The 23,818-nt window shown below is 47.9% G+C and carries 19 protein-coding genes; all 19 read right to left on the bottom strand.

Translation table 11 applies throughout. The annotated features are described in order from the left end of the window. Positions 1-108 precede the first annotated feature (108 nt). The 19 genes from rpsO to HNQ56_RS12740 all read right to left on the bottom strand — a co-directional run bounded on the left by rpsO (position 109) and on the right by HNQ56_RS12740 (position 23,630). A complete protein-coding gene (gene rpsO, locus HNQ56_RS12830) occupies positions 109-375 on the bottom strand; it encodes a 30S ribosomal protein S15 (RefSeq protein WP_429146674.1) in 267 nt (88 codons plus the stop codon). 364 nt (positions 376-739) lie between these two features. Beyond that, entirely contained in the window at positions 740-2,341 is a 1,602-nt protein-coding gene (locus tag HNQ56_RS12825) for a putative ABC exporter domain-containing protein (protein ID WP_429146672.1), read from the bottom strand. Beyond that, positions 2,338-3,045 carry an ABC transporter ATP-binding protein gene (locus HNQ56_RS12820; protein ID WP_429146670.1) on the bottom strand — a complete coding sequence of 236 codons (708 nt, stop codon included), beginning with the start codon at positions 3,043-3,045 and terminating at the stop codon, positions 2,338-2,340. The genes HNQ56_RS12825 and HNQ56_RS12820 overlap by 4 nt, the downstream gene beginning before the upstream one ends. Positions 3,046-3,051: 6 nt before the next feature. Then, entirely contained in the window at positions 3,052-3,972 is a 921-nt protein-coding gene (locus tag HNQ56_RS12815; protein WP_429146667.1) for a bifunctional riboflavin kinase/FAD synthetase, read from the bottom strand. 59 nt (positions 3,973-4,031) lie between these two features. Continuing rightward, entirely contained in the window at positions 4,032-4,940 is a 909-nt protein-coding gene (truB, locus tag HNQ56_RS12810) for a tRNA pseudouridine(55) synthase TruB (RefSeq protein WP_429146665.1), read from the bottom strand. Positions 4,941-4,991: 51 nt separating this feature from the next. Then, positions 4,992-6,002 (bottom strand): DHH family phosphoesterase, encoded by a 1,011-nt coding sequence (locus HNQ56_RS12805; protein ID WP_429146663.1) that lies wholly within the window; start codon positions 6,000-6,002, stop codon positions 4,992-4,994. A 23-nt stretch (positions 6,003-6,025) separates the two neighbouring features. Continuing rightward, a complete protein-coding gene (gene rbfA, locus HNQ56_RS12800) occupies positions 6,026-6,418 on the bottom strand; it encodes a 30S ribosome-binding factor RbfA (protein WP_429146660.1) in 393 nt (130 codons plus the stop codon). Positions 6,419-6,440: 22 nt separating this feature from the next. Beyond that, positions 6,441-9,926: a translation initiation factor IF-2 gene (gene infB / locus HNQ56_RS12795; protein WP_429146657.1), complete on the bottom strand. Its 3,486-nt coding sequence runs from the start codon at positions 9,924-9,926 to the stop codon at positions 6,441-6,443. Then, positions 9,904-10,263, bottom strand: a complete 360-nt coding sequence (locus HNQ56_RS12790) for a L7Ae/L30e/S12e/Gadd45 family ribosomal protein (RefSeq protein ID WP_429146654.1) — start codon at positions 10,261-10,263, stop codon at positions 9,904-9,906. The genes infB and HNQ56_RS12790 overlap by 23 nt, the downstream gene beginning before the upstream one ends. Further along, positions 10,235-10,522: an RNase P modulator RnpM gene (rnpM, locus tag HNQ56_RS12785; RefSeq protein WP_429146652.1), complete on the bottom strand. Its 288-nt coding sequence runs from the start codon at positions 10,520-10,522 to the stop codon at positions 10,235-10,237. The genes HNQ56_RS12790 and rnpM overlap by 29 nt, the downstream gene beginning before the upstream one ends. A 35-nt stretch (positions 10,523-10,557) precedes the next feature. Continuing rightward, positions 10,558-11,604 carry a transcription termination factor NusA gene (gene nusA / locus HNQ56_RS12780; RefSeq protein ID WP_429146649.1) on the bottom strand — a complete coding sequence of 349 codons (1,047 nt, stop codon included), beginning with the start codon at positions 11,602-11,604 and terminating at the stop codon, positions 10,558-10,560. A gap of 39 nt (positions 11,605-11,643) precedes the next feature. Continuing rightward, complete coding sequence (locus HNQ56_RS12775; RefSeq protein ID WP_429146646.1) at positions 11,644-12,111, bottom strand: ribosome maturation factor RimP; 468 nt, start codon at positions 12,109-12,111, stop codon at positions 11,644-11,646. A gap of 137 nt (positions 12,112-12,248) precedes the next feature. Next, positions 12,249-13,004 carry an amino acid ABC transporter ATP-binding protein gene (locus tag HNQ56_RS12770; protein WP_429146644.1) on the bottom strand — a complete coding sequence of 252 codons (756 nt, stop codon included), beginning with the start codon at positions 13,002-13,004 and terminating at the stop codon, positions 12,249-12,251. A gap of 14 nt (positions 13,005-13,018) precedes the next feature. Then, a complete protein-coding gene (locus tag HNQ56_RS12765) occupies positions 13,019-13,681 on the bottom strand; it encodes an amino acid ABC transporter permease (protein WP_429146642.1) in 663 nt (220 codons plus the stop codon). Between the two features lie 45 nt (positions 13,682-13,726). After that, positions 13,727-14,539, bottom strand: coding sequence for an amino acid ABC transporter substrate-binding protein (locus tag HNQ56_RS12760; RefSeq protein WP_429146640.1), 813 nt, complete (start codon positions 14,537-14,539; stop codon positions 13,727-13,729). 286 nt (positions 14,540-14,825) lie between these two features. Continuing rightward, positions 14,826-15,725 carry a diacylglycerol/lipid kinase family protein gene (locus HNQ56_RS12755; RefSeq protein ID WP_429146637.1) on the bottom strand — a complete coding sequence of 300 codons (900 nt, stop codon included), beginning with the start codon at positions 15,723-15,725 and terminating at the stop codon, positions 14,826-14,828. Between the two features lie 177 nt (positions 15,726-15,902). Then, positions 15,903-16,463: a dTDP-4-dehydrorhamnose 3,5-epimerase gene (rfbC, locus tag HNQ56_RS12750; protein ID WP_429146635.1), complete on the bottom strand. Its 561-nt coding sequence runs from the start codon at positions 16,461-16,463 to the stop codon at positions 15,903-15,905. Between the two features lie 23 nt (positions 16,464-16,486). Continuing rightward, entirely contained in the window at positions 16,487-17,365 is an 879-nt protein-coding gene (rfbA, locus tag HNQ56_RS12745; RefSeq protein WP_429146632.1) for a glucose-1-phosphate thymidylyltransferase RfbA, read from the bottom strand. A gap of 424 nt (positions 17,366-17,789) precedes the next feature. Beyond that, the gene (locus HNQ56_RS12740; RefSeq protein WP_429146629.1) at positions 17,790-23,630 is read right to left on the bottom strand and encodes a SpaA isopeptide-forming pilin-related protein; all 5,841 of its coding nucleotides are present in this window, start codon (positions 23,628-23,630) and stop codon (positions 17,790-17,792) included. Positions 23,631-23,818: the final 188 nt, after the last annotated feature.

Here is a 23,818-nt window from a genome sequence, read left to right as displayed (position 1 = left end):
CTTCTCCCATCAGCGCCTTTCTTCCTTTAATATAAACATAAAGGCCATCCCAATATTAGCACAAACGGCTACATAATGGGACAGCCTTACAATCAAATCAACCTCTGATTACTTTCTTAAGCCTAAACGCTCAATAAGATTACGGTATTCTTCGATATTGGTTTTCTTCAGGTATTCAAGTAAGCCTCTTCTCTGTCCAACCATCTTAAGAAGGCCTCTTCTGGAATGATGATCCTTCTTATTGATCTTAAGATGCTCTGTCAGCTCGTTAATTCTCTCTGACAGAAGAGCGATCTGAACCTCCGGTGAACCGGTATCCTCAGGTGTTCTGCCAAAGTTCTTGATAATTTCCTGCTTTTTCTCTTTGCTAATCATTGTAAATTCTCCTTTCATTTAAAACGCCGGATACCAGGAAAGAGGTCGGAGTGTCCGGTTTCTGGGCATCGGCTGATTATCACTAAAGTATCTATCGATACCTTAGGTAGTGTACCACATTGCCTTCTTATTGTAAACATCTTTTTCATGAAATATTTCACTGTTGCAGTTCGGTCTGTGGATGCGGCGGGACATGGTGCTCCCATAATGCACTGTATGGAAGAGATGTGATTGGATTTGTATGGCACAGACGAACAAGCTTGTACGGGTGTGACATACAAATCCAGTCATATGTCTTCCATCCTGTGTGTGAGGGAGCACCATGTCCCGCCGCATCCACAGACCGAACTGCAACCTACCTACCTTAATGTCCCGTGTATTCCGATTTATCAATGAGATTGCCGCAGGTTACCAGCACCAGCGCCGCTACCAGCAGGCAGAACAGAGTGAAAGGCAGGGTGCATAGAAAATCCAGGGCAGGCGGCAGTAAAGCCGCTGCTATCACTGATATTATAATAGCCGGTCCCATTACTGCGGCCAGCAGACCAATACTCAGAAAAACCTGTACCAGCTTATTGGGCTGTCCGCCCAGAACCCTCTGGTAGAGTATGGTAAGAGCCACAAACACCGCACCGGACGCCGAATAGGCCGCCGCGGAAAAGAGACAGGTCAGAAAATCAATTCCGCTCAGGCTTCCCAGCACCACAAACATCAAAAGACCGTCTATCACATGTTTCATAAGAGAGGTCAAAGAAGCAGCAAATACTTTTTTAATAGACTTCTCCGGAATCAGATAGATGTAAGGCTTGGCAAGCTCCGCCTTCAGCGCCCCCATCATGGAAAAAATAAATTGCAGATAAACCGCCACGCCCAATACACCATAAGCAGCAATGGAAGGGGCCTGCAGTTTTTTGAAATAATAGCCTGCAATTCCTGCACCGGCTACGAGAAATGCCGTGTATAAATCGATAAAAACAAACCTGCTTCTTCTTCTCAGCTCAAGAATATGCTTGTACAGAAAGGTATTGGCACCCGTTCCGCGATGAATCCCAATCTCATTTTCCTTTAGCTTGCGGGCTTTTCTATTCATCTTCTGCATGCTTCTGCCTTCCTTCACGGCACTGAGGTTATGGAAGGTCATCTCCGTAGACACCAGAACATCCTCGTAATAATCTGCTTTTCCCCTGGTCAGCAGGGCCATCACAATACCGCCCGCTCCCAGATAAAGAGCCAATGCAATAAGCATGGTTCCCAAGGAACCCTTCACAACACCGTCAAACAGCATAACAGACCATCCGGCCACAGGAATAAACCCAAACCACTTCTGATCCATCAAGCCTAAAAATGCACGAAAGGTTCCAATCTGTTCCGTTCGCTGAATTGAAAAAGCCCCCAGTAAAACTAAGACAAATAAAAAGTAGACTATGATCATCACCAGCTTCTTCCGAAGAGGATTCCCGTTGGAAAATATATAGATACCGATGGCCAGCAGCTGGCAGAACAGAACCATTAATGCATAGATCAGAAACAATGCGGCAATTTCACGAAAACCGTATCCAAACTGCGTTTTCAGATTGCTCACCTGGTATAGTATGAACAGAGAGCCGAGAAGTGAGTTTCCCATGGTACTGATCAGGCCATAGAGCAGAATCTTCTTAGAAGAGATGGGGGCCACAAAGAGCAGTCCCACATCCGGCATCGTAAACAGACTGGAGCCGGTGGATAAGCCTGAGTTCATAAATATCCACAGATAGAACAGGCCCAGACCGGCTAATATAAGATATAAAATCCTCTCATCCGCCAAGCTGCGCTGCGCCGTCTCATTGTCCATGACCGCCAGCATTATAACAGAAAACACACAGAAAACGGCAATCACCAGATACAACACCAGCATCGCCGGCTTTTTCTTAAGGGAGAGAATGCGGTTTTTAAAACGGGTTAACATCAGATAGGTTATTGCCTTCATGCCTGCTTCTCCCCTTCCGTTATCTTGAAGAACAAAGCCTCCAGGTCTTCACCGGAGCCTTCGATCTCCTCCCTCGTCCTTCTGGCGGCAATCCTGCCGTCTATCATAATATTGGCACTGTCCCAATACCCCTCCACACTATCCAGCATATGGGTGCTGATAAGAATGCCCGCTCCCTGGTCACGCAGCTCCACGAACAGCTTCTTTAATTCCTTAATTGCATGGGGATCCAGCCCCACCATGGGTTCGTCGAAGAGAAGCAGCTTGGGCTGGGGCAGCAGGCCGCAGCAGATACTCAGCTTCTGCTGCATTCCTTTGGATAATTCATTGCCCAGCTTCTTGCTTTTATCCTCCAGCTCAAAACGGCGAAGCAGCTCCTCTGCTCTCTCTTGCCAATTCTGCAGGGAATATGCCCTGGCGATGAACTCCATATGCTCCCATACCGTCAGCATATCATACAGGGCAGGTATCTCCGGGATATATCCCAGATCCCGCTTTGCCTGCAGGGATTTATTCTCGTTTCCGTTGATCAGAATACTTCCTTCAAATTTTAGCAATCCGGCGATGCTTTTTATGATGGTGGATTTACCGGCGCCATTGGGTCCCAGAAGAACCGATATTTCCTTCGGGTTAATATCAAAGCTCACCTGATAATTGGCAATCAGCTTGCCATATCTCTTTGTTACCTCTCTCACCGACAGCATAAACTTCTACCCCCTGTTAAAATAATTCCTGCCAAGGAGGATGTCTTCCTTCATCCTTGCAGTCATTTCCTCAATTGTTCCAAATTTCAGCTCGGGCCGGATATGATAAAACAATTCAACCTCAATCATCCTGCCGTACAGATCTTCATTAAAATCAAAAAGATAGGTTTCCACGCCGATATTCTCTTCCGCTCCCACGGTGGGCTTGTATCCAATGTTGGTGACACCCTCATAGAGTCCGCCGTTCACACGGGTCCTGGAAACATAGACACCGCAGGGAGGCAGCAGTTTTGAGGAGGGGGGAATCAGATTTGTCGTGGGTATCCCTATGGTGCGCCCCAATCTCCGTCCGTGCAAAACCTCGCCCCGTATGGTATAGGGGCGGCCCAGCAAAAGGTTGGCGGTCTCAAGGTCCCCTTCCTTCAGCGCCTTGCGGATGGTGGAGCTGCTGATCACCTCGTTCCTCCAGGTAAGCTTGTCGCAGTCAATCACCTTATAGCCGTAGGTATCCTCACAGGCCTTTAGAAGCTCTACATCTCCCCTCCTGCGGCGGCCAAAGCGAAAGTCTTTCCCAACTGCTATTATTTTAACATCCAGCTTGTCCACCAGTATCTCACGGATAAAGGCCTCCGGCTCCATTTCCCTGGTTGCCTCGGTAAAGGGATAGGAAATCAGCACATCCAACCCCGAGGATTTCAGCTTTGCCACCTTTTCCTCCTCCGTGTAGATCAATTCAAACTCCCGGTCGGAGAACAAATTGCCCGGATGCATTAAAAAGCTGAACATAACGGCTGTCAGACCCTGCTGTTTATAAGAGATAACAATATCCATGAGCTGCTGATGCCCCTTATGCAGTCCGTCAAACTTTCCCAGGGTTACCGCTGTATCTTTATATTTGAATTCCGTTTTTCCAGCTATATATTCCATAAATAATCTCCATCCTGCCGGCACCAATGAAAAAGATACCGGATGCTGTCTGTAGTGAATTACTCTTGCGTTAAGAACATTTTCACCGGTCTGAACAGCTTCTCTTCCTCTTCATACCGGTATAATCCGATGAACTGCTCCTCACTGTCATAGACCCGGACCAGCTCACTCATTCTCCCGGCGCCAGGGGTTCTGACATGCTCCGGTTTAAACAGGTTCCCATTATAAATCAGCTTATTGTATTCGCTGAAGACTGTCACTCTGGAATAATGGCAGAAGACCTGATCAATGGTCACAATATACGGCTCCAGTCCTTTTTCCTCCGCCAGCCGTTCCAGCTGGGAAAGGGTGATCGCATTCTCCAGGCGGAAGCTTCCCACCGCTGTTCGTACCAGACTTGTCATCGTCGCTCCGCAGCCCAGGCTGTCACCAATATCCTGCAGCAGGGTCCGGACATAAGTACCCTTTGTACATTCTACCGATACGGTGAATTCCTGCTCTGTTTCATTGTATTCCAACAGACGGATCTCCTTCACGGTCACCGGTCTTCTGTCCCGCTCAATTTCCTTTCCTTCCCGGGCCAATTCATACAGCTTCCTGCCATTTACCTTAATTGCCGAGTACATGGGAGGAAGCTGCATATATTCTCCGGTAAAGCTCTGCAAGGCTCTCTCCAGCATCCCCCTGTCCGCCTTTACCTCCGAGGTGCTTAGCACTTTGCCGGAGATATCCTGGGTGTCTGTGGTGATTCCAAGCTTCGCCTGTGCCAGATAGGTCTTGTCCTTATCCGTAATAAGATCCACTAATTTTGTTGCCTTCCCGACACATACCGGAAGAACGCCCTGAGCATCAGGATCCAGGGTTCCGGTGTGGCCGATTTTTTTCATTCGCAGGATTCCTCTCATTTTGGCAACAACATCATGGGAGGTATAACCTTTTTCCTTGCAAATGTTAATGATTCCATCCATTGGCTGTCTGCACTCCTTATCAAAGCGTTTTGCCTGCAGCAATTTGCTTCGCTATTCCTTCAAGCAAAACGAGGCGCCCGCTAGTTCCTTCAACTGTGCTTCGATATGTACAGTGAGGTTGTTGATCACATCATGCATAGAGCCGTGCAAGGTACAGCCTGCGGCCTTGACATGGCCGCCTCCGCCAAAATAAACGGCAATTTTGCTGACATTGACCTCTCCGTTGGACCGCATACTGACTTTATATTCATGGGGTTCCAGCTCATAGATAAAGATTGCCACTTCCGTTCCTCTGGTCACTCTCAGCTGATCGATAATTCCATCCAGATCCGCCGTAGTAGCTTCATAGAAACTCAGCATCTTACGGCTGAGAGCTGCAAATACCACCTTACCCTCCAGAACCAGAATACTTTCCATGAGACAGCGTCCCAGAAGCTGGTTCTGTATATAGGTCTTTGCATAAAAGGATTCATCAATCAGCATGGAATGATTAATTCCCTTGCTGATCAGCTTGCCGGCAATATTCATTGTCTTCTCTGAGGTATTGCTGTGCTTGAATACACCGGTATCATGGATGATGCCCACATATAAGGCCGCCGCTATTTCCTTCGAGATATCCTCCTCATCCATGAGGGTATACAGCACCTCACAGGTTGAGGAGGCATCGGCCACCACATGATTCACCCTGCCAAAGAGCGGATTACTGATGTGGTGGTCAATGTTGATGGTCTTGTCAGCAGCATTATAAAAGGTTAATGCATTGCCCAGGCGGTCCAGACTGCTGCAGTCAAGGGAAATGAAGGTGTCGTAGTGTTCCTCGGAATCACAGGTATACGCTGCCGGCAGCGTATGCTTTATCTCCTCCGTACCCTTGAGGATACCGAATTCGCTGCCGAAGGGCTCCAAATATACATCCACCTTCTCAATCCCCAGCTTCTCTTTATTCTGTGTCAGATACAGGTAAAGCGCGGTACAGGAGCCCACACAGTCCCCGTCCGGCCTGATATGACCGGCGATGGCTACTTTCTTTGATCCAATTATTTCTGCATTAATTTTATTCATAGGCTATGATCCTCATTAAGCATTCAATTGATATCCTTGTCTTCCTCCTCTTCCTCATGACGGGAGGTCCTGCTCACTTCATCAATCAGCCTTGACATATTCACTCCGTATTCAATGGAATTATCAAGGAAAAACGTGAGCTCCGGTGTGTTTCTTAAATTAAGGGTTTTAGCCAGTTGTCCCCGTATATAGGATGCCGCGCTTTTTAACCCTTTCAGGGTGTCCTGCCTGGATTCTTCCTCTCCCAATACACTGATGAATACCTTTGCCGTCTTCAGATCCGGTGCAACCTCTACGGCTGTCACCGATGTCATGGGATTGATCCGGGGATCCTTGATCTCCCTGCTGATTAGTGTGCTGAGCACCTTTTGTACTTCGCCGTTAATTCTGGTGTTTTTAATACTGTTCTTTCTCATATTAATAACCTTGCTTTCTCTATTATCTGGGGACCTCGGCCATAATATAAAGCTCTACCTTGTCGCCTTCCCTAACGTCATTAAACTTCTCGAATACAAGGCCGCATTCATAACCGGTAGCCACTTCCTTCACATCATCCTGGAATCTCTTCAAAGAGGAGAGAATTCCTTCATAGACTAATTCATTGCCCCGGTAAATTCTGGCCTTGCTTCCGCGGATTACCTTTCCGTCCAGAACGTAGGAGCCGGCAATTGTTCCAATCCCCGATGCCTTGAAGGTCATACGAACCTCTGCGTGACCGACAATACGCTCTTCAAATACAGGATCCAGCATTCCCTTCATTGCTGCCTCAACATCGTTGATGGCGCTGTAGATAACCCGGTAAAGCTTAACCTCTACCTTCTCCCTGTCCGCTGTTTCCTTAGCCGCATTATCCGGCTTTACGTTAAAGCCGATGATAACCGCGTTGGAGGTGCTGGCAAGAATAACATCAGATTCATTGATTGCACCAACGCCGCTATGGAGTACCCTTACGGCAACCTCGCTGTTGCTGAGTTTTAACAGGCTCTGCTTCATGGCTTCTACCGAGCCCTGTACATCCGCCTTGATAATTAGATTCAGATCCTTGATATTACCGGCTTGAATCTGTGAGAACAGACCATCCAGGGATAATTTTGCCTTAGTATCCGCCAGCAGCTTCTCCTTGCTCTGGGTCACATAAGCGCTGGCGATGGTTCTGGCCTCTTTTTCGCTGGTGGTAGCCAACAGAGTCTCGCCGGCATCCGGCACCTCGCTCAGACCTAATACTTCTACAGGTGTAGAAGGTGTTGCTTCCTTCACTCTCCGCCCCTTGTCATCATTCATGGCGCGAACCTTACCGAAGGCAGAGCCTACGGCAACATTATCGCCTACACGGAGGGTACCCTTCTGCACAAGAATAGTTGCAACAGGACCTCTGCCCTTATCCAGCTCCGCTTCGATGACAATTCCTCTGGCATTCCGGTTGGGATTCGCTTTTAACTCACTCACTTCGGCTGTCAGCAGAATCATCTCCAGCAGCTGGTTGATGCCCTCCTTCGTATGGGCGGATACCGGTACGAAGATAGTATCTCCGCCCCAGTCCTCGGCAACCAGCTCATATTCCGTCAGCTCCTGCTTTACACGCTCGATATTGGCACTGGGCTTATCGATCTTATTAATCGCTACAATAATCTGAACTCCGGCTGCCTTGGCATGGTTAATGGCTTCTACCGTCTGAGGCATTACGCCGTCATCCGCCGCAACCACCAGGATTGCGATATCCGTAGACTTAGCTCCCCGCTTACGCATGGCAGTGAAGGCTTCATGTCCCGGTGTATCCAGGAAGGTAATCTTCTCATTCTTAATTTCAACTACATAGGCACCGATATGCTGTGTGATGCCGCCGGCCTCTCTGGAGGTAACATTGGTCGCACGGATGGCATCCAGAAGCGAGGTCTTTCCGTGATCGACGTGACCCATAACACATACCACCGGAGGTCTTTTCTCCATGGTATCGGGATCTTCCTCTTCTTCCTTCAGAAGCTCTTCCACCTCATTAACCTTGACTTCCTGTTCTGCTATAATCTCATACTCGAGGGCGATTTCCTCCGCCTCTTCAAAGGTAATTTCCTGATTGAGGGTTACAACCCTGCCTGCCAGGAAAAGCTTTTTGATTAAAGCGGCCGAAGGCTTCTTCATCTTATCGGCTAATTCCTTGATGGTCAGAACCTCCGGAAGGATGATTACCTTGATCTCTTCCTCCACTACCTGTATGGGCTTAGGCTGAATAAACTGTCCCTTTTTGGGAACCAGCTTTGTCTTGATCTCATCTTCCGTTTCATTATTGCGTCCTGTATTGATTCGGTCTTTATAGCTCTTTTCCTTATTAATCCGATCTCTGTTTCTTTTATTGCTATTATCGTTCTTCTCGGCAACCTTCTGATCCAGTATCTGCTGGTCAAAGCTCTTGCGCTCTCCAACACCCTTACCGGCGGCTTTCCTGGGCTGGGAACGATTGCCGTAATTCGGCTTATCATCCTCGTCCTTGCCTCCGTCTTCAAAGCTGCGCATACCAAATCCGCCGCCCGGACGCTGGTTGCTCGGACGGGAATAACCGCCCTGGCTTCCATAACCGCTTCTGCCCTGCTGACCGCCCTGGGGTCTGCCCTGGTAGCCGCCTTGCTGGCCGTAACCTGATTGTTGATTGTCTCCCTGGTATCTGGGACGATTTCCTTGGTAGCCGCCTTGTTGGCCATCTCCTTGGGGCCTGGGGCGATTCCCCTGGTAACCTCCCTGTTGGCCATCTCCTTGGGGTCTGGGACGGTTACCCTGATAGCCGCCTTGCTGACCTTCTCCTTGCGGTCTGGGACGATTTCCTTGGTAACCCTGCTGGCCATAACCGCCTTGCTGGCCCTCTCCCTGCGGTCTGGGACGGTTACCCTGATAGCCGCCTTCTCCCTGGTATCTGGGACGATTTCCTTGGTAGCCGCCTTGCTGGCCTTCTCCTTGGGGCCTGGGACGGTTACCCTGGTAGCCGCCTTGCTGGCCCTCTCCCTGCGGTCTGGGACGATTCCCCTGATAGCCGCCCTGCTGGCCTTCTCCCTGCGGTCTGGGACGGTTACCCTGGTAGCCGCCCTGCTGGCCTTCTCCCTGCGGTCTGGGACGATTCCCTTGATAGCCGCCCTGCTGGCCTTCTCCCTGCGGTCTGGGACGATTCCCCTGGTAGCCGCCTTGCTGGCCTTCTCCCTGCGGTCTGGGACGATTCCCCTGGTAGCCGCCTTGCTGGCCCTCTCCTTGCGGTCTGGGGCGATTCCCTTGATAGCCTTGGCTCTCCCCTTGAGGCCTCTGATTATTTCCTGCCGGTCTTCCCTGCTGGTTATTTGTTCCCTGGGACGTTCTCTGTCCCTGCGTATATTCACTGTTTCTGCCCGTATTACCTGAGCTTTGATACCCCTGGCTCTGATTGCCAGATTGGCCAGCGCTTCCTTGCTGTCCTTGCTTCATTCCACTTTGTCCTCCTGCCGGCCTTAATCCTTGCTGTGCATTTTGTGCCTGTGCCGTGTTCAATGCCTGTGCTGCCACCGGCTGCGTATTTGTTTCGGTATGTCCTTGGTCTCCCGGGGCTTTGGTGACGCTTCCCGTTTGGGCGGTCCGCACCTGATCGTCCGGCCGGGCCGCATCCCTGGGTTCCTGCACCGCCGGACGCGGCTTCGCCGCCGCGGGCTTGGTCTGGGGCTGTGCCGGCGTGCCCGAAGGAGCCGCTTTTGCCGTCCGTCCCCCGGCTTCCTCCGCCGCCTGTCTCGCCGCTGCCGCCCGGACGAAATGATTCTTTACAAAATTGACCTCATTCTCCTCCAGATTGCTGCTGTGCGTCTTCTTCACCCCAAAGTTCTGGTCCAGATAATCAAGGATATCCTTGTTCTCTATGGGATATTTTACATGTTTATTTATTTCATTTTTTAGCTCAAATATCTTCATTTTTGCCATACTTACTACCTCCGTTCCTATCCTGTATTATTTCCAGTTGCTTTTCCATTGCGTCCGCTAAGCCTTTATCAAGCACTGCCAAAGAGGCACGAAACTCTTTACCTACTGCATGACCCAAGTCGTCCTTTATACCAAAATAATAAATTGGCACATTATAGTAAGTACACATATTGGTAAACATTTTCTTCGTATTATCAGACGCGTCCTCCGCCACAACGACCAAAGCCGCCTTCCGTTCTTTCACCGCTTTCTCTGTAGAGAATTCACCGCTTACAAGCTTGCCTGATTTTGTTGCAATTCCAAACAGGTTATATACCTTCTTTTCTTCCGGATTCAAGCAAAATCATCTCCTTCTCTAGAGTTTCTATTATTTCTCCCGGAATGCTGACCTTGAGAGACCGTTCCAGGCCCTTTGTCTTCACCGCTTTCTGAAGACAGGCCAGAGAGCAGCATACATAAGCTCCGCGTCCGTTCTTCTTACCGGTGGCATCAATCACGATCTCCTCCTCCGGTGTCTTCAGAACACGGATTAATTCCCTCTTGGACTTCATCTCACCGCATCCGGTACACATTCTTAACGGTAATTTCTTCGCCATCTATACCTCCATGGATATTGATATCCCCTCACCGCTTACCACTGCATGCTCTGGGACTCACTTTTGATATCGATCTTGTATCCTGTCAGCTTTGCCGCAAGCCTTGCGTTCTGGCCTTCCTTACCGATGGCAAGGGAGAGCTGGTAATCAGGAACAATCACTCTGGCGCTCTTCTCAAATTCATCTACGGTAACCGAGACTACCTTGGCGGGACTTAAGGCATTCTCAATCAGCTGTTCCGGATCATTGCTCCAGTTGATGATATCGATCTTCTCATTGCGAAGCTCATGTACGATGGCATTCACCCTGGCGCCGTTTAAGCCGACGCAGGCGCCTACCGCGTCCACATCCGGATTGTTGCTCCATACTGCCATCTTGGTCCGGGAACCGGCTTCTCTGGAAATGCTCTTGATCTCTACCGTTCCGTCCTGGATCTCCGTAACCTCAGCCTCAAATAATCTCTTTACCAGCTCGGGATGGGTGCGGGATACGGTAATTCTGGGACCCTTGGTGGTATCCTTTACCTCAAGCACATACAGCTTGATGCGGTCCGTAGGCCGGAACACCTCGCCTCTCACCTGCTCGTTTTCCGTTAAAATCGCATCCACCTTACCTAAGTTGATGCTCACATTATTCCCCACATAACGCTGCACGATGCCGGTTACAATATCCTTCTCCTTCCCGCTGTACTGGGCAAAGAGAACCTTTCTCTCTTCCTCGCGTATCTTCTGAACCACGACCTGCTTCGCCTTCTGGGCAGCAATACGGCCAAAGTTCTTCGGTGTTACCTCAATGGCTATGACATCCCCCAATTCCTTTCTTGAATCCTTCATTTTTGCCTGGGCCAGACTGATCTGCATAACCGGATCGGTTACTTCCTCCACCACTTCCTTCATGGCATATACATTAACTTCCCCTGTATTGCGGTCAATGTCGACCTTTATATTATCCGCTCTGCCATAGTTATTCTTGCACGCTGCAACCAATGAGTTCTCCAATGCCTCCAGTAAAATGTCTTTGCTGATGTCCTTTTCCTTCTCAATCTGGTTCAAAGCCTCAATCAGTTCCCTGTTTGCATCCATTTTCTCTCAAATCCTCCTTTAATATGATTAGACCAATCTCTAGAAATCAAAAGTGAGCCGCACCACGGCGATATCCGTCCGCAAAAAGTCCATATCCGTTCCATCCTCTAATTCAAGGGTGATGGTTCCGGCATCGAAAGCCTTTAAGATACCCACAAACTCTTTCTTTTTATTCAATGCTTTATAAAGCTTGACCTCTACCTCTTCACCGATGCTCTTTTCAAAATGTTTCTCTTTCCTCAGCTGCCTTCCAAGTCCGGGCGAGCTTACCTCCAATACGTAGGAATCCGGGATGAAATCTTCCTTGTCAAGGAGATCGCTCAGTTTTCTGCTGACCATGACGCAGTCATCCACCGTAATGCCGTTTTCCTTGTCAATATAAGCCCTCAGATACCAGCTGCCGCCCTCCTTCACATACTCCACATCATATAATTCAAAATGGTTCTCCGACAGGATGGGTTCCAGCAGCCGCTCCGTCCTGCGCTCATAGTCTTCGTGCTTCGTCATTCAAATCCCTGCTTTCCTAACATATTTGGGCTTTACACAAATAAGAAGAGTGGACTTTCGTCCACTCCTTTAATCGTCTTATCATTTTGCACCATACTTATTATAGCAAAACAAACCCAATACCGCAAGCACTTTATTTAATTTTGATTAAATCTTTGCAAAAAGTCCTTTGTCCTCTGATTTAACGTATTTCCAAAGACCTCCTCCGGTGTTCCCTGCTCCACGATTACCCCCTCGTCCATAAAGATCACCCGGTCAGCCACATCCTTTGCAAAGGCCATCTCATGGGTCACGATGACCATGGTCATATGTTCCTTGGCAAGGGTACGGATTACTTTAAGAATCTCGCCCGTCAGCTCCGGGTCCAGAGCCGAGGTGGGTTCGTCAAAGAACAGGATGCGGGGATTTAAGGCCAATGCCCGGGCAATGGCAATCCGCTGCTGCTGTCCGCCGGACAGCTCACAGGGATAGGAAGCCGCCTTATCCCGGAGATTCATCCGGTCCAGCAGCTCCAGCGCCTTCCCGGCAGCCGCCTTCTTATCCGTTCCCAGGACTCTCACCTGGGCATCCACAATATTATGCAGCACGCTGAAATGAGGGAAAAGATTAAAGTTCTGGAATACAAGCCCCACCTCCAGAATAATCTCATGAAGGGTCTTCGCGTCCGAATATCCCGCTCCCGACTTCGTATCCACCATTGTCTTGCCGCAGACCTCAATCCGCCCTCCGTCGATCCGCTCCAGCTGGGTCAGGCATCGCAGCAGCGTGGATTTCCCGGAACCGGAGGGACCGATAATGGCCACAACCTCCCCTTGTGCCACCTGGAGGGAGATATCCTTTAATACCTCTGTATTATTAAACCCTTTTTCAATATTATCCGCAACTAATAACATGGCAGCCTCCGTTCCTAGTTCTTGTAATAATCCAGCCTCTTCTCCAGCTTTTTAAAGGATACCTCCACCACCGTATTCATAATCAGATAGAATACGGCGGCAATAATGATAGGGACCGTAGAGAAATATTTGGACTGGGTCGTGGTGGCAACGCGGAACAGCTCCACCACTGCAATCACTTGAGCCAGAGAGGTATCCTTAACCAGTGTCATCAGCTCATTGCCCGTCGCCGGCACCACATACTTCACCACCTGCGGCAGCACGATACGCATAAAGGTCTGAAGCTTTGTATAGCCCAGCACCTTGGCCGCCTCATACTGTCCCTTGGGAATGGCCGCAATTCCCCCCCGGAAGATCTCCCCGAAATAAGCGGCATAGTTAATGGAAAATGCCAGAATACAGGCTACCATCCTGTCTTTGTAATTATAGCCGAAGAGGTAAAAGGGCGCGTACATGAAGAAGATCAGCTGCAGCATCAAAGGCGTTCCTCTGAAAATCAATTGATAAATCCTTATGGGAACGCTTACAATCCAGATCCGGCATCTCCTCCCCAGGGCAACGAAAAAGCCCAGGGGGATGGAAAAGAGGATGGTCAGAAAGAAAATGCTGAGGGTTGTTCCCGTGGCCTTAAGCATATTGGGTATCAGATATTCCATGGGCACATTGTCAATAATCATAATTCTCCTCCAGGATAGGTAAAGCTCTTGATTTTCTGCACTCTCTTACTCAATGGTTGTGATATCGGCACCAAACCACTTCTTTGAAATCTCCGCTACGGTTCCGTCTGCCTTCAGCTCGCTCATGGCCTTTTCTACCGCCTCACAAAGCTTTATGTCTCCCTTGCGGAAGGCAACGGCAAATTCATCCGGCAGCAGGGTTTCATCCAGTATCTTAAAATCTTTTCCGATAGTTGTGATCATATATTCCGCCATAACCGTATCCATAAGCACCGCATCCGAATTACCGGTCTCCACATCCATCAGAGCCGTATCATATTTATCAAAGGGATTCACCTGGGCCAGGGATGCAAGAAAATCCTTGTTCGCATCCTCATTCAGCACCTCCTCTGCGGAGGAACCGCCCTGGACAGCAAGCTTTTTACCGGCCATATCCGCCATGCTGGTGATGGTGCTGTTACCTGTAACCACCAGGGAAATATTATTGACCATATAGGGCTTGGACATCGTCATACTCGCCTTTCGTTTCGCGGTAAGGGACAGGCCGTTCCAGATACAGTCAATGTTCTTTGTTGCCAGCTCCTGCTCCTTCGCTTTCCATTCCACCGGCTGCAGCACCAGCTCCACGCCCAGCTTCTCACATACGGCGGTAGCGAGATCAATATCAAAGCCGATGATATCTCCGTTGTCATCCCGAAAGCCCATGGGGACAAAGGTATCATCCAGTCCAAGAACCAGCTTCTTATTATCCTTTATGTATTGCAGGGAATTATCCTCTCCCGACTTCTTCTGACATCCTGCCAGACTTAATCCCACCAGGGATATCAGTAATATACTGATTATTATTCTCTTTTTCATACTTTCCTCTCCTCTGTCTTTTCTCAGTATTTTATTATGCCAATACGATCCTTCTGATTTATTCGCTTTTCTGTATTAGCACTTTACCATATTATCATAGCAATGTAAATATTTCAATTATTATTTAAAAAATAGGATTAAAAACATATTGTTTTTAATCCCGCGGTTTTATTCCTAATATAATTCCTATATAATTTCTAAACAAATCTTATCGAAACCTTTGATAGGCATCCAGCATAAATGCCCTGTATCAATCGCATTCCTTCCATGATTTTGCAATGTTGCATCACGCATTATCATGGAGGGACTTGTTTATAATTTTAATTGCCCTGCTGCAGTTACTGATCTCAACTCTCTCATGGCTTCCGCCAAATTCTCCGTCCAGGGTCCACTCCATTTTCTCCGAGGTTATGGTAAGGCTCGGAGCCTGTATATAATACATCAGACTTTCATTAATCCTATAATTAATCAGCGAACTGACAATCATCTCCAGCTCAAAAATATTCTTCGGCATCTTGATCAAAAGCACTTCCATTAACCCATCATTCAGACTCGTTTTATCATAGCTTGGATTCTTAAATCCTCCAATATAAAGGGAGTTGGTTACCAGCCCGATCAAAAACTCCTCCTCTATCACCTGATCGCCGTACTCCACCCGGATCAGTCTGGGCTTTAGCTCGGAGAGCTTCCTGATTCCCTCCAGGTAATAAGCCAGATTACCGATGATGTTCTTATTCTTCTGGGGAGTAGTATAGGAAATGTCGGTAAATGCACCGAAAGCCGCCACATAAATGAAATACTTCCCGTTAAAGCATCCGATATCCATGGAATACGGTCTTCCCGTCATCACATCATTCACCGCATTCATAATATTTCTGCTGATCTTAAAGCTATGGCCCACATCATTCATGGAGCCTGCCGGAATCAATCCGATGGGAACCGATTTATCCGCAAGCATCATCCCGGTGATTACCTCGTTCAAAGTACCGTCTCCTCCGGCACAGACCAGCACATCATAAGGATCCGGTTCATTTAATATGATGGAAGTGGCATCCCCCTTCTGCTGGGTGGGATAGACCTGAACCCGGTAGCCATTTTTTATAAAGCTGTCTACAATATCAAACAGCTTACTTTTCAGCCGGCCCCTGCCAGCGGCTGGATTGAAAACAAATAATATTTTTTTCATACAGAAGCCTCCAAAATGATATGGTAATTAAAGCGTCAAAAGCACCGAAGGTGCTTTCCGGGTATAAGATATTGCTATGCAAGCTTGCTTGTGATAGCAATATCTTATATCCGGAAGTGTGCGTAGCACCTTTTGACGCTTTAATCATGATTCCTTGTATCCGGTCGGCGGTGGCAGCTACTTTGCCTGATATATGAAATCCAGGTCGCTGTCCTTGAACAAGGGGGCCCGGGCATCCTTTTCCGAAAGGATGGGTTCCTTAATCCCCCAATCAACTCCAAGCTCCGGATCATTCCAGTACACGGAACGATCCGCTTCTTTGTTATAGAAATTATCCGTTTTATAGAGGAATTCCACTTCATCGGTTAATGCCAGATAGCCGTGCAAAAAGCCCCTCGGAACTAACAGCTGCCTGAAATTTGCAGCGGACAGCTCTACCGATATCCATTTTTTATAAGAGGGTGAGCCCAGCCGGACATCTACCGCTACATCCAGGATACTTCCCTTCGTGCATCTGACCAGCTTGGCCTGGGATGCTTCCCCTTTCTGACAATGCAGGGCACGCAGGGTTCCCTTTACTGTAGAATAGGAATGGTTATCCTGTACAAAGTGATAAAACAGCCCATGCTCCTCCATCGTCCGCTGCGACCAGCTTTCCATGAACCAGCCCCGGTGATCTCCGTGAACCTCGGGCTCCAGTATATACAAATCTTTTAACTCTGTGGGAATAATATTCATGTGTATGTTATGTTCCTTCCTGTTTAGTAAAGAATCTTCCCTTCGGAGACCTTCCATAAATGCTGTCCATAAATGGACTTGCCATAATGCTCTGCTGCTTCCACCAGCTTTTCTTTTGTGATCCAGCCATTGATGTATGCAATTTCTTCGATTGCCGCAATCTGAATTCCCTGGCGCTTCTCAACCACCTTGACGAATTCCGAGGCTTCGCTCAGCGCCTCCACCGTTCCTGTGTCCAACCAGGCATATCCGCGGCCCAGAGTGACCACATTCAGGCTGCCATCCTCAAGATACATACGGTTCAGATCGGTAATTTCCAGTTCTCCCCGTTTAGAAGGCTTTACCTGTTTGGCGAATTCACATACCCGGCTATCGTAAAAATACAGTCCTGTAACACAATAATTGGATTTCGGCTTCTCCGGCTTTTCTTCAATGGAAATTACCCTTCCCTTATCATCAAATTCCACGATGCCAAAGCGCTGCGGATCATCGACATAGTAGCCGAATACTGTGGCGCCGCAGTCCCTGGCTGCCGCCTGTTTTAAATGCTTCGTCAGACCGCTTCCGTAGAAAATATTATCACCAAGAACCATGGCGCAGGCCTGTCCCCCAATAAATTCTTCCCCAATCAGAAAAGCCTGTGCCAGTCCGTCCGGGGAAGGCTGTTCCGCATAGGATAATTGGAGTCCAAAGCTGGAACCATCTCCAAGGAGCTTCTTAAAGTTAGGCAGATCATGGGGAGTTGAGATGATAAGAATGTCCCGGATTCCCGCCAGCATCAGGGTCGACATGGGATAATAGATCATGGGCTTATCATATACCGGTAACAACTGTTTTGAAGTTACCATAGTTAATGGATATAATCGTGTGCCGGAGCCTCCGGCAAGGATAATGCCTTTCATTATGCTCCTCCGATCCGGCGATAGATACACGGATCTCTTCTTCCATGCCTCTGCTGCGCGTTGATATTCTGCCGGATTCTATTCCTTTTTATTCATATCGTGATAAATTATAACAAAGTCGGGGAAAGAGCGCAATAGATGTCTGTGATTCTATTCCTCTCCGAAAACTGTCAGAATACTGTTATCAAGCCATGCTTGTTACAAGCCATTCTTTAATCATAATTATAACAAAGGAAAAGGATCGATGCAATAGCGGCAGCCGGCATTATTTGTTTACATACATGGCTCCCCGGAAAGGTACTCCTGCTGCAAAATGATAAGCCGCAGCGCAAAAATATCGGAGGAAGGTTTCCCATAGATATTCCATGCCGCTGCGGCTTTCATCAGCTTACTATTTTATTCCGGTTATATCACTTAACAGAAATCAGTCCCTTATCAGCTTATTCTTCTTCTTTTTATGGAAGACAGTCACCAGAATTCCTGTCAGGCAGGCCAGCATTCCCAGCAAGAGATAAGTCCATTGCATGGTCTCTCCGGTCTTCGGCAGTTTGCCGGTGCCCTTATCCTGATCTATCTTTCCCAAAGGAACCTTCTCTACATCAACGGTAATAAATATCTCTTCTTCCGTCCCATCCGGTTTGGTTACAATGATTGAAAATTCATCCTTACCGGTATAGCCGGGATCCGGTGTGTAAACCCAGTTACCCTCTTTGTCAATTGTCACCTTCCCATGCTCCGGCTCCTTGCCCTTGGCAGGTTTTTCGCCTTTCTCCACAGGAACCTTTCCATCCTTAGGAGTATTCTCCGGTGTAATCACCTTTTCCGGCTCCAGTGTGGGGGTCGGTGTGGGTTCCGGCTTCTCTGTAGGCTCCGGCTTCTCCGTGGGAACGGGAGTAGGAGTAGGCGTCACTGTCGGTTCAGGCTCCGGTTCGGGAGTTACCGAAGGGGTAGGCGTAGGCGTTGTATCCGGGTCCGGATACCAGGGTATTGACGGAGTTTCCTTTGTATTCTTAACCTCTACGGTAAATTCAATTGCTGAATCATCCAGTATTCTTTCTTCCAGCCTGGTATTTAAGTGATACCCATTCGGTGCTTTTGTCTCTTTGATTACATATTTACCAAAGGTCAGGCCATCCAGTCTTCCTATTCCGTTGGCTCCCGTTATAACCTTATATTCGGTTCCATCGGGACCGGTCACTGTAAATTCGGCATCGGCTAATGTCTTAGAAGGATCCCTGCTATCCACCTTCTTAATGATCAAAGAGCGTTCCAAATCATTCTTAACTTCCCGGGTTATAACCACGTCAGTTCCCTCTTTGATTTCGATCTGGACGCTGTCCGCGGAAAGCTGATATCCCTCCGGTGCTTTCGTCTCTTTGATTTCATATTTACCAAATACCAAGCCGTCCAGTTTTCCTGTTCCGTTCGCTCCCGTTATAACCTTATACTCGGTTCCGTCGGGACCGGTCACTGTAAATTCGGCATCGGCTAATCCCTTAGAAGGATCACTGCTGTCCACCTTCTTAATGATTAAGGAACGTTTCATATAATTCTTAACGCCTTTGGTTATAACCAATTCGGCTCCCGCCTTGATTTCGATCTGGATACCATCCTTGAGAGGCTGATATCCAACCGGTGCCTCTGTCTCAACCAATGTGTAATCACCCAAAGGAAGATCCTTAATCTCGACTGTTCCATCCGCCTGTGTGGTTATACCTGTCCGATAGGGTGTTCCGTCCTTCAGAAGCTCGAATTCTGCTCCGGACAGCGCCTTCCCATCCTCGTCGGACTTCACAATCTTAATAGTACGAAGTACATCATTGCCGATACCCGGTAAGAGATAACCATATTTCAGATCGTCATAGGTAATCTCGAATTCCGTAACCGGGTTATCCGATATCTTATATCCGGCAGGAGCAGCTGTTTCCACTAATTTATATTTCCCTACCTTTAAGCCGTCTATTACGAAGGTACCGTCCGGTCCGGTTACATAATGAGCAATGAACTCATTTGTTACTGCGTCTCTGAGATCAAATTCCGCTCCCGGCAAGCCGTTCGCCGCCAGTGTTCCGTTCTTATCCTTTGCCAGCTTCTCAGCATCCACCTTCTTGACCTTGACCGACTGCAGCAAAGTATTCTGAATAATTTGTGTGACGATCCCATCCTTCGCCAGGTCAGTTTCCTTATCCTTGGCCTGATTGACAATGATTTCGGTATCCGTAACCCGTGGCAATTGATATCGGTCCGGTGCGGCGGTCTCAACGGCCTTGTATGTCCCGTCGGCCAGCTTATCGACCAGTATCTCGCCGGACGCATTCGTTTTAAGTTTATTTGTATTTATCTTGATCCACGAAGAACCATCCCATTGATACAAATCAAACTCAGCATCCGCAAGTGTAATTTTTTCGTCTTTTGAATCCACCTTTATGATTTTGATGGTTTTTAACGGCTCGTTCTTAACCGTAAAATCATAGATATACTGCTTATCCAAACCAGCCGTTGTCATGTTGATCTCAATGTTCCACTCCCGTACCGCGGGCAGCTGATGATCGGACGGTGCCGCTGTTTCAACCAGCTTGTAGGTTCCGTTAAGCAAATGATCAACGGTGATGGTGCCATCACTATTCGTAATGGTATATTCATCCCCAATCTTTTCATTAACGGCGTTCCCCTTCTCATCTATAATCCGGTGTAAGGTAAACTTTGCTCCGGTAAGAGGTGCCTCCGTATAAGAAGCAACCTTTGTAATTCTCAGCTTCTTCTTATTCTCATTCGGCATCTCGAAGGTTACATTTTTCTCCCCTGACGCGGAGCTGATCCTGATATCCTTCGGCTCGCCGTCCATAATATAACCGTCCGGTGCCCCTACCTCTTTCAACTGGTAGGTACGATAGGATAATCCTTGATACTCTACTATTCCACTGGACGTCGTCTTGGGTCCGTCTCCAATGACATACCGCGTTCCATTCATTTCATATGACAGCTCAAATTGTGCAGGTGTATTGATTGTCTTACCGGCATCGTCCACCTTTTTCACTGTGAGGGTACCCCTGCTGCTTCCGCCGCCGCCTGTTCCATCCCAAAGCTGGGTAACATTATATGATTTTCCGCTGGTTTTTCCGTCTTCTATTTTACCACCCGAAATCATGGCATTATTTGTAATGGTTCCACCGTTTGCCAGTACCACGGTCTTATATTCCACTTCATATCTCGAATTAATATTGCCAAGCTGGTACGTCAGAACGGTTTTTCCGCTGGCCGCATCCTTCACTGCTGAAAAATTAGCTGCTGTAACCGGCAATGCAGTATCTCTGGAGCCATCGGCCTTCAAGGGATATACCCGGAAGCTGTCTTGCAGATATTCATGGCCGCTGCTGATGGTATCCTTAAATATAGCCGACTCAATTTCAGAACGGCTTGTATTCAATGTTACCTTCCAGGTGAGCTCATCGTTCGTATATACCTTCGTACCATTGGCGCCCGTCACCTCTTTGTTAATATAGCTATTGGGGCTCGGGTGGGCAATCGTTTTGGGATAATCCACACCGTCAATTCTGGCGGTATTAGTATAGGATGCCAATGCAAGCCCCTTAAGCTCCGTGCTGTATTCAATGACGTAAGGAACATTCTCCGCACCCGGTATTGTCAGCTCAAAAACATTTACCTCATCCGGTTTATTTGCAGAAGGTGCAATCCATTCCCAGGTATAAGCAACCGGCCCGCCAACCGGAGTGATGTCTCCGCCTGGAGCTACGGTTCCCTTCCGTACCACAAAGCCGGAAGCCGGAGGAGCTGCAAGCAGGCTCTGTCCCTTGGACATGGTATCCCTCACTACAATGACACCGCCGCTGACTGTCGCGGATAAATAATTAGCATAAACAGTCCAGTGGATTTGTCTTTGATTTATGTTCAATTCACCCGTTTTCGATCCATTTACCTTTGCAGTATCATTAACTATGTACTTATCCTCGCGAGTCACACTGCCGGTTGTCGATGTTGTATAATCAAACCTTGCCGAATTCTTGTACTCGCCATTTGCATCGCTCTTAAGCGGAAGGATGCCAGGGGTCTTCGGATCAAAGCTTGTTTTATACTCAATGGTATAGTCACTCCCTGTCAAGGGAAGAGCTCCGCCGGCACCGTCCTTAAATGTCAGCACAAACCCCTTCTGATACCCCCCGGAAGGAGGCTCAACCGTATAGGCTGTTCCCTTTGTTAACTCTGTGGTGCCTTCCTTGACCTTAATAGAGTCATACAGGAAATACAGTCCGTCATTAGGAAAGGTATCCGTTATGGTAAGCGCATTTATGTCTTCCTTCATTGGCTTAATTACGATTTTCCATGACATTGTCTGCTTCTCATAATCAATTCCAACATTATCGGCAAGCTTAGCCTTCGTATAGGAGTTCAGAATATTTGGAGCACTTGGTGCCTTAGTAACATCACCTGAGGTTCCGGGACCGGTTCCGACCCTGCCGCCGCCCAGCCATGCTTCATTATTAAAGGACTGCCCATAATGTGAGCTTAATACCTTTGTCTTATACCTGATCACTCTCTGCGTTGTTGTATTATGGAGCTCCATTTCAAAGATACGGGTTCCAGCGTTCATCACCGGCTCATCTGCCGCAGGCACTTCTGTACCATCAAGGGTGAAGCTGTCCGGCACAATCTCTAATCCAGCCGGTATCCTATCGTAAAGCTTAATATCTCCCAGATTATAGCCTGCAGAATTGACCGTTAAAGTCCAAGTGATTATCTTGTTGTTTTCGCCATAGCCCACGCTATTGCTTTCCGTCTTGGTAAGAAGAGGACTTCTATTTACCGTTACCGTGTCATTCGCTGCAAGATCCGACATTCCGGTTCTTTTCAGAGTCGCTGTATTGGGCATGGTAAAGCTTGGTGAAAAGTCGCCGGTTTCCAATAGGTCGGCAATATATACAATTCGATAAGCCTGCGGTCCAATATCCCCCAGATTAATATTGGATATCTTGGTTGCGGAATCATAGAGGCTGCCCAGGTTGCTTGTGACTTCCTCGCCTGTGATCCAATTGTCTCCGCTTTGGTTTAATTTGTATACCTTGATATCCGGTGTTCCCATCGGTAAGGATGAAAAATCATCCTCAACCGTTACCCCCTGCATGTTTTCCTTCGTAAGATTAATATCTACGGTCCATTCTACCTTTTTGGGGTTATTAGGATTATTGGAATCGGAGGAGGTTACATCTACATCGCCGGCGCTTAAAAGCTTTCCTTTTTTCGTAATCCTTTCACCTCTGGCCACATCGGCAGTGGCTGTAGCTATGCTTCCTGTAAACTCAGCTGAATTGGTAAAGGATGTCTCATCGTACTTATCGGGGTCTATTGTAGTCGTATATGTAATTCGATAGGCTCCCGTTATATCACCCAACGAAACATTAAGCTCCCTGCTGCCAGGATCATACGTATGGCTATATTCGCCTGTTGAAAGAATGGCTCCTTCCGTAATCCCTCCGCTAATACCAACCATTAGCTTCTTAACCCCAATGGTTTCCTCCTTCAGCGTCAGGCCCGCCGGTATGAGATCCTTGATTACTGCTCCTGATACAGCCGCCATATTGGCATTCACATCAACTGTCCAGGTGATCTCACTGGGATTCAATGGAGCAATGGAGGCTTTCTTATCAATTACCTTCCCCGGTTTGGCGGGATCCACCCCGACAATGGAAATCTTCAGTGAATCACTGAATTCCACTTCCTGCCGGACACTCTCCTCAAACTTCTCCATATTAAACTGTAAGGCTATTATAACATTACCTTTTCTTCCTTCGCTGAACTCACCCTTGTCATGCAGGACATCGTTAAAATTAAGGGTAAGTACTCTTGTAGCCTTATTCAGATCAAAGGTACCTACATCGGGATGACCCGAGAACTTAAGGGGCGCACCCGTAATGTCCATCTCCGGCTTAAATATATCCGGCAATGTTATACTGGCGTAGTCACCGTCATTCATCACAACGGCATCATCAATCTCCCAATTCAGCTCCAAGGATACCATCATATCATCCTCTATCTCAATTGGCTGGTCCAACGGAAGGGGTGTTTTGCTATCCCCGGTGCCTTTATACAGTTTTACCGGAGCTTTGAAAATGGAGCCAAGATCCGTTCCCGGCCCGGCTGCCATAGCTGTGCGCTGCGGTGTAAGTACACGCAGAGGCGTATCCAGCACCATGCTGAGAATCAGCACTACCAACAACGCCGCTCTTACTATCTTTTTTACATTTCTCATATGCTTTCCTCCTATTTATAATAGTTAATCTATCTTCAACATTGCATTAATATTATAACAGCAATGGTGTATCCGTCTCTTTCGATTCCGAGTATTTATAAAATATCTCAACTGTATATTACTGTACACTTCTGAACAAATTCTGAACATTTCAATCTTTTAAACAATAATTCGATGGCGTCATTCAT

This window comes from Anaerotaenia torta, assembly GCF_050433395.1.
Taxonomy (GTDB): domain Bacteria; phylum Bacillota; class Clostridia; order Lachnospirales; family Lachnospiraceae; genus Mobilitalea; species Mobilitalea torta.
Note: the sequence above shows the minus strand (reverse complement) of the source record. Positions and strands in the feature narration are given on the sequence as shown.

Excerpts from the sequence above, each read along its gene's own strand:
- rpsO (WP_429146674.1), bottom strand. The coding sequence starts at position 375 with ATGATTAGCAAAGAGAAAAAGCAGGAAATTATCAAGAACTTTGGCAGA.
- HNQ56_RS12825 (WP_429146672.1), bottom strand. The coding sequence starts at position 2,341 with ATGAAGGCAATAACCTATCTGATGTTAACCCGTTTTAAAAACCGCATT.
- HNQ56_RS12820 (WP_429146670.1), bottom strand. The coding sequence starts at position 3,045 with ATGCTGTCGGTGAGAGAGGTAACAAAGAGATATGGCAAGCTGATTGCC.
- HNQ56_RS12815 (WP_429146667.1), bottom strand. The coding sequence starts at position 3,972 with ATGGAATATATAGCTGGAAAAACGGAATTCAAATATAAAGATACAGCG.
- truB (WP_429146665.1), bottom strand. The coding sequence starts at position 4,940 with ATGGATGGAATCATTAACATTTGCAAGGAAAAAGGTTATACCTCCCAT.
- HNQ56_RS12805 (WP_429146663.1), bottom strand. The coding sequence starts at position 6,002 with ATGAATAAAATTAATGCAGAAATAATTGGATCAAAGAAAGTAGCCATC.
- rbfA (WP_429146660.1), bottom strand. The coding sequence starts at position 6,418 with ATGAGAAAGAACAGTATTAAAAACACCAGAATTAACGGCGAAGTACAA.
- infB (WP_429146657.1), bottom strand. The coding sequence starts at position 9,926 with ATGGCAAAAATGAAGATATTTGAGCTAAAAAATGAAATAAATAAACAT.
- rnpM (WP_429146652.1), bottom strand. The coding sequence starts at position 10,522 with ATGGCGAAGAAATTACCGTTAAGAATGTGTACCGGATGCGGTGAGATG.
- nusA (WP_429146649.1), bottom strand. The coding sequence starts at position 11,604 with ATGGATGCAAACAGGGAACTGATTGAGGCTTTGAACCAGATTGAGAAG.
- HNQ56_RS12775 (WP_429146646.1), bottom strand. The coding sequence starts at position 12,111 with ATGACGAAGCACGAAGACTATGAGCGCAGGACGGAGCGGCTGCTGGAA.
- HNQ56_RS12770 (WP_429146644.1), bottom strand. The coding sequence starts at position 13,004 with ATGTTATTAGTTGCGGATAATATTGAAAAAGGGTTTAATAATACAGAG.
- HNQ56_RS12765 (WP_429146642.1), bottom strand. The coding sequence starts at position 13,681 with ATGATTATTGACAATGTGCCCATGGAATATCTGATACCCAATATGCTT.
- HNQ56_RS12760 (WP_429146640.1), bottom strand. The coding sequence starts at position 14,539 with ATGAAAAAGAGAATAATAATCAGTATATTACTGATATCCCTGGTGGGA.
- HNQ56_RS12755 (WP_429146637.1), bottom strand. The coding sequence starts at position 15,725 with ATGAAAAAAATATTATTTGTTTTCAATCCAGCCGCTGGCAGGGGCCGG.
- rfbC (WP_429146635.1), bottom strand. The coding sequence starts at position 16,463 with ATGAATATTATTCCCACAGAGTTAAAAGATTTGTATATACTGGAGCCC.
- rfbA (WP_429146632.1), bottom strand. The coding sequence starts at position 17,365 with ATGAAAGGCATTATCCTTGCCGGAGGCTCCGGCACACGATTATATCCA.
- HNQ56_RS12740 (WP_429146629.1), bottom strand. The coding sequence starts at position 23,630 with ATGAGAAATGTAAAAAAGATAGTAAGAGCGGCGTTGTTGGTAGTGCTG.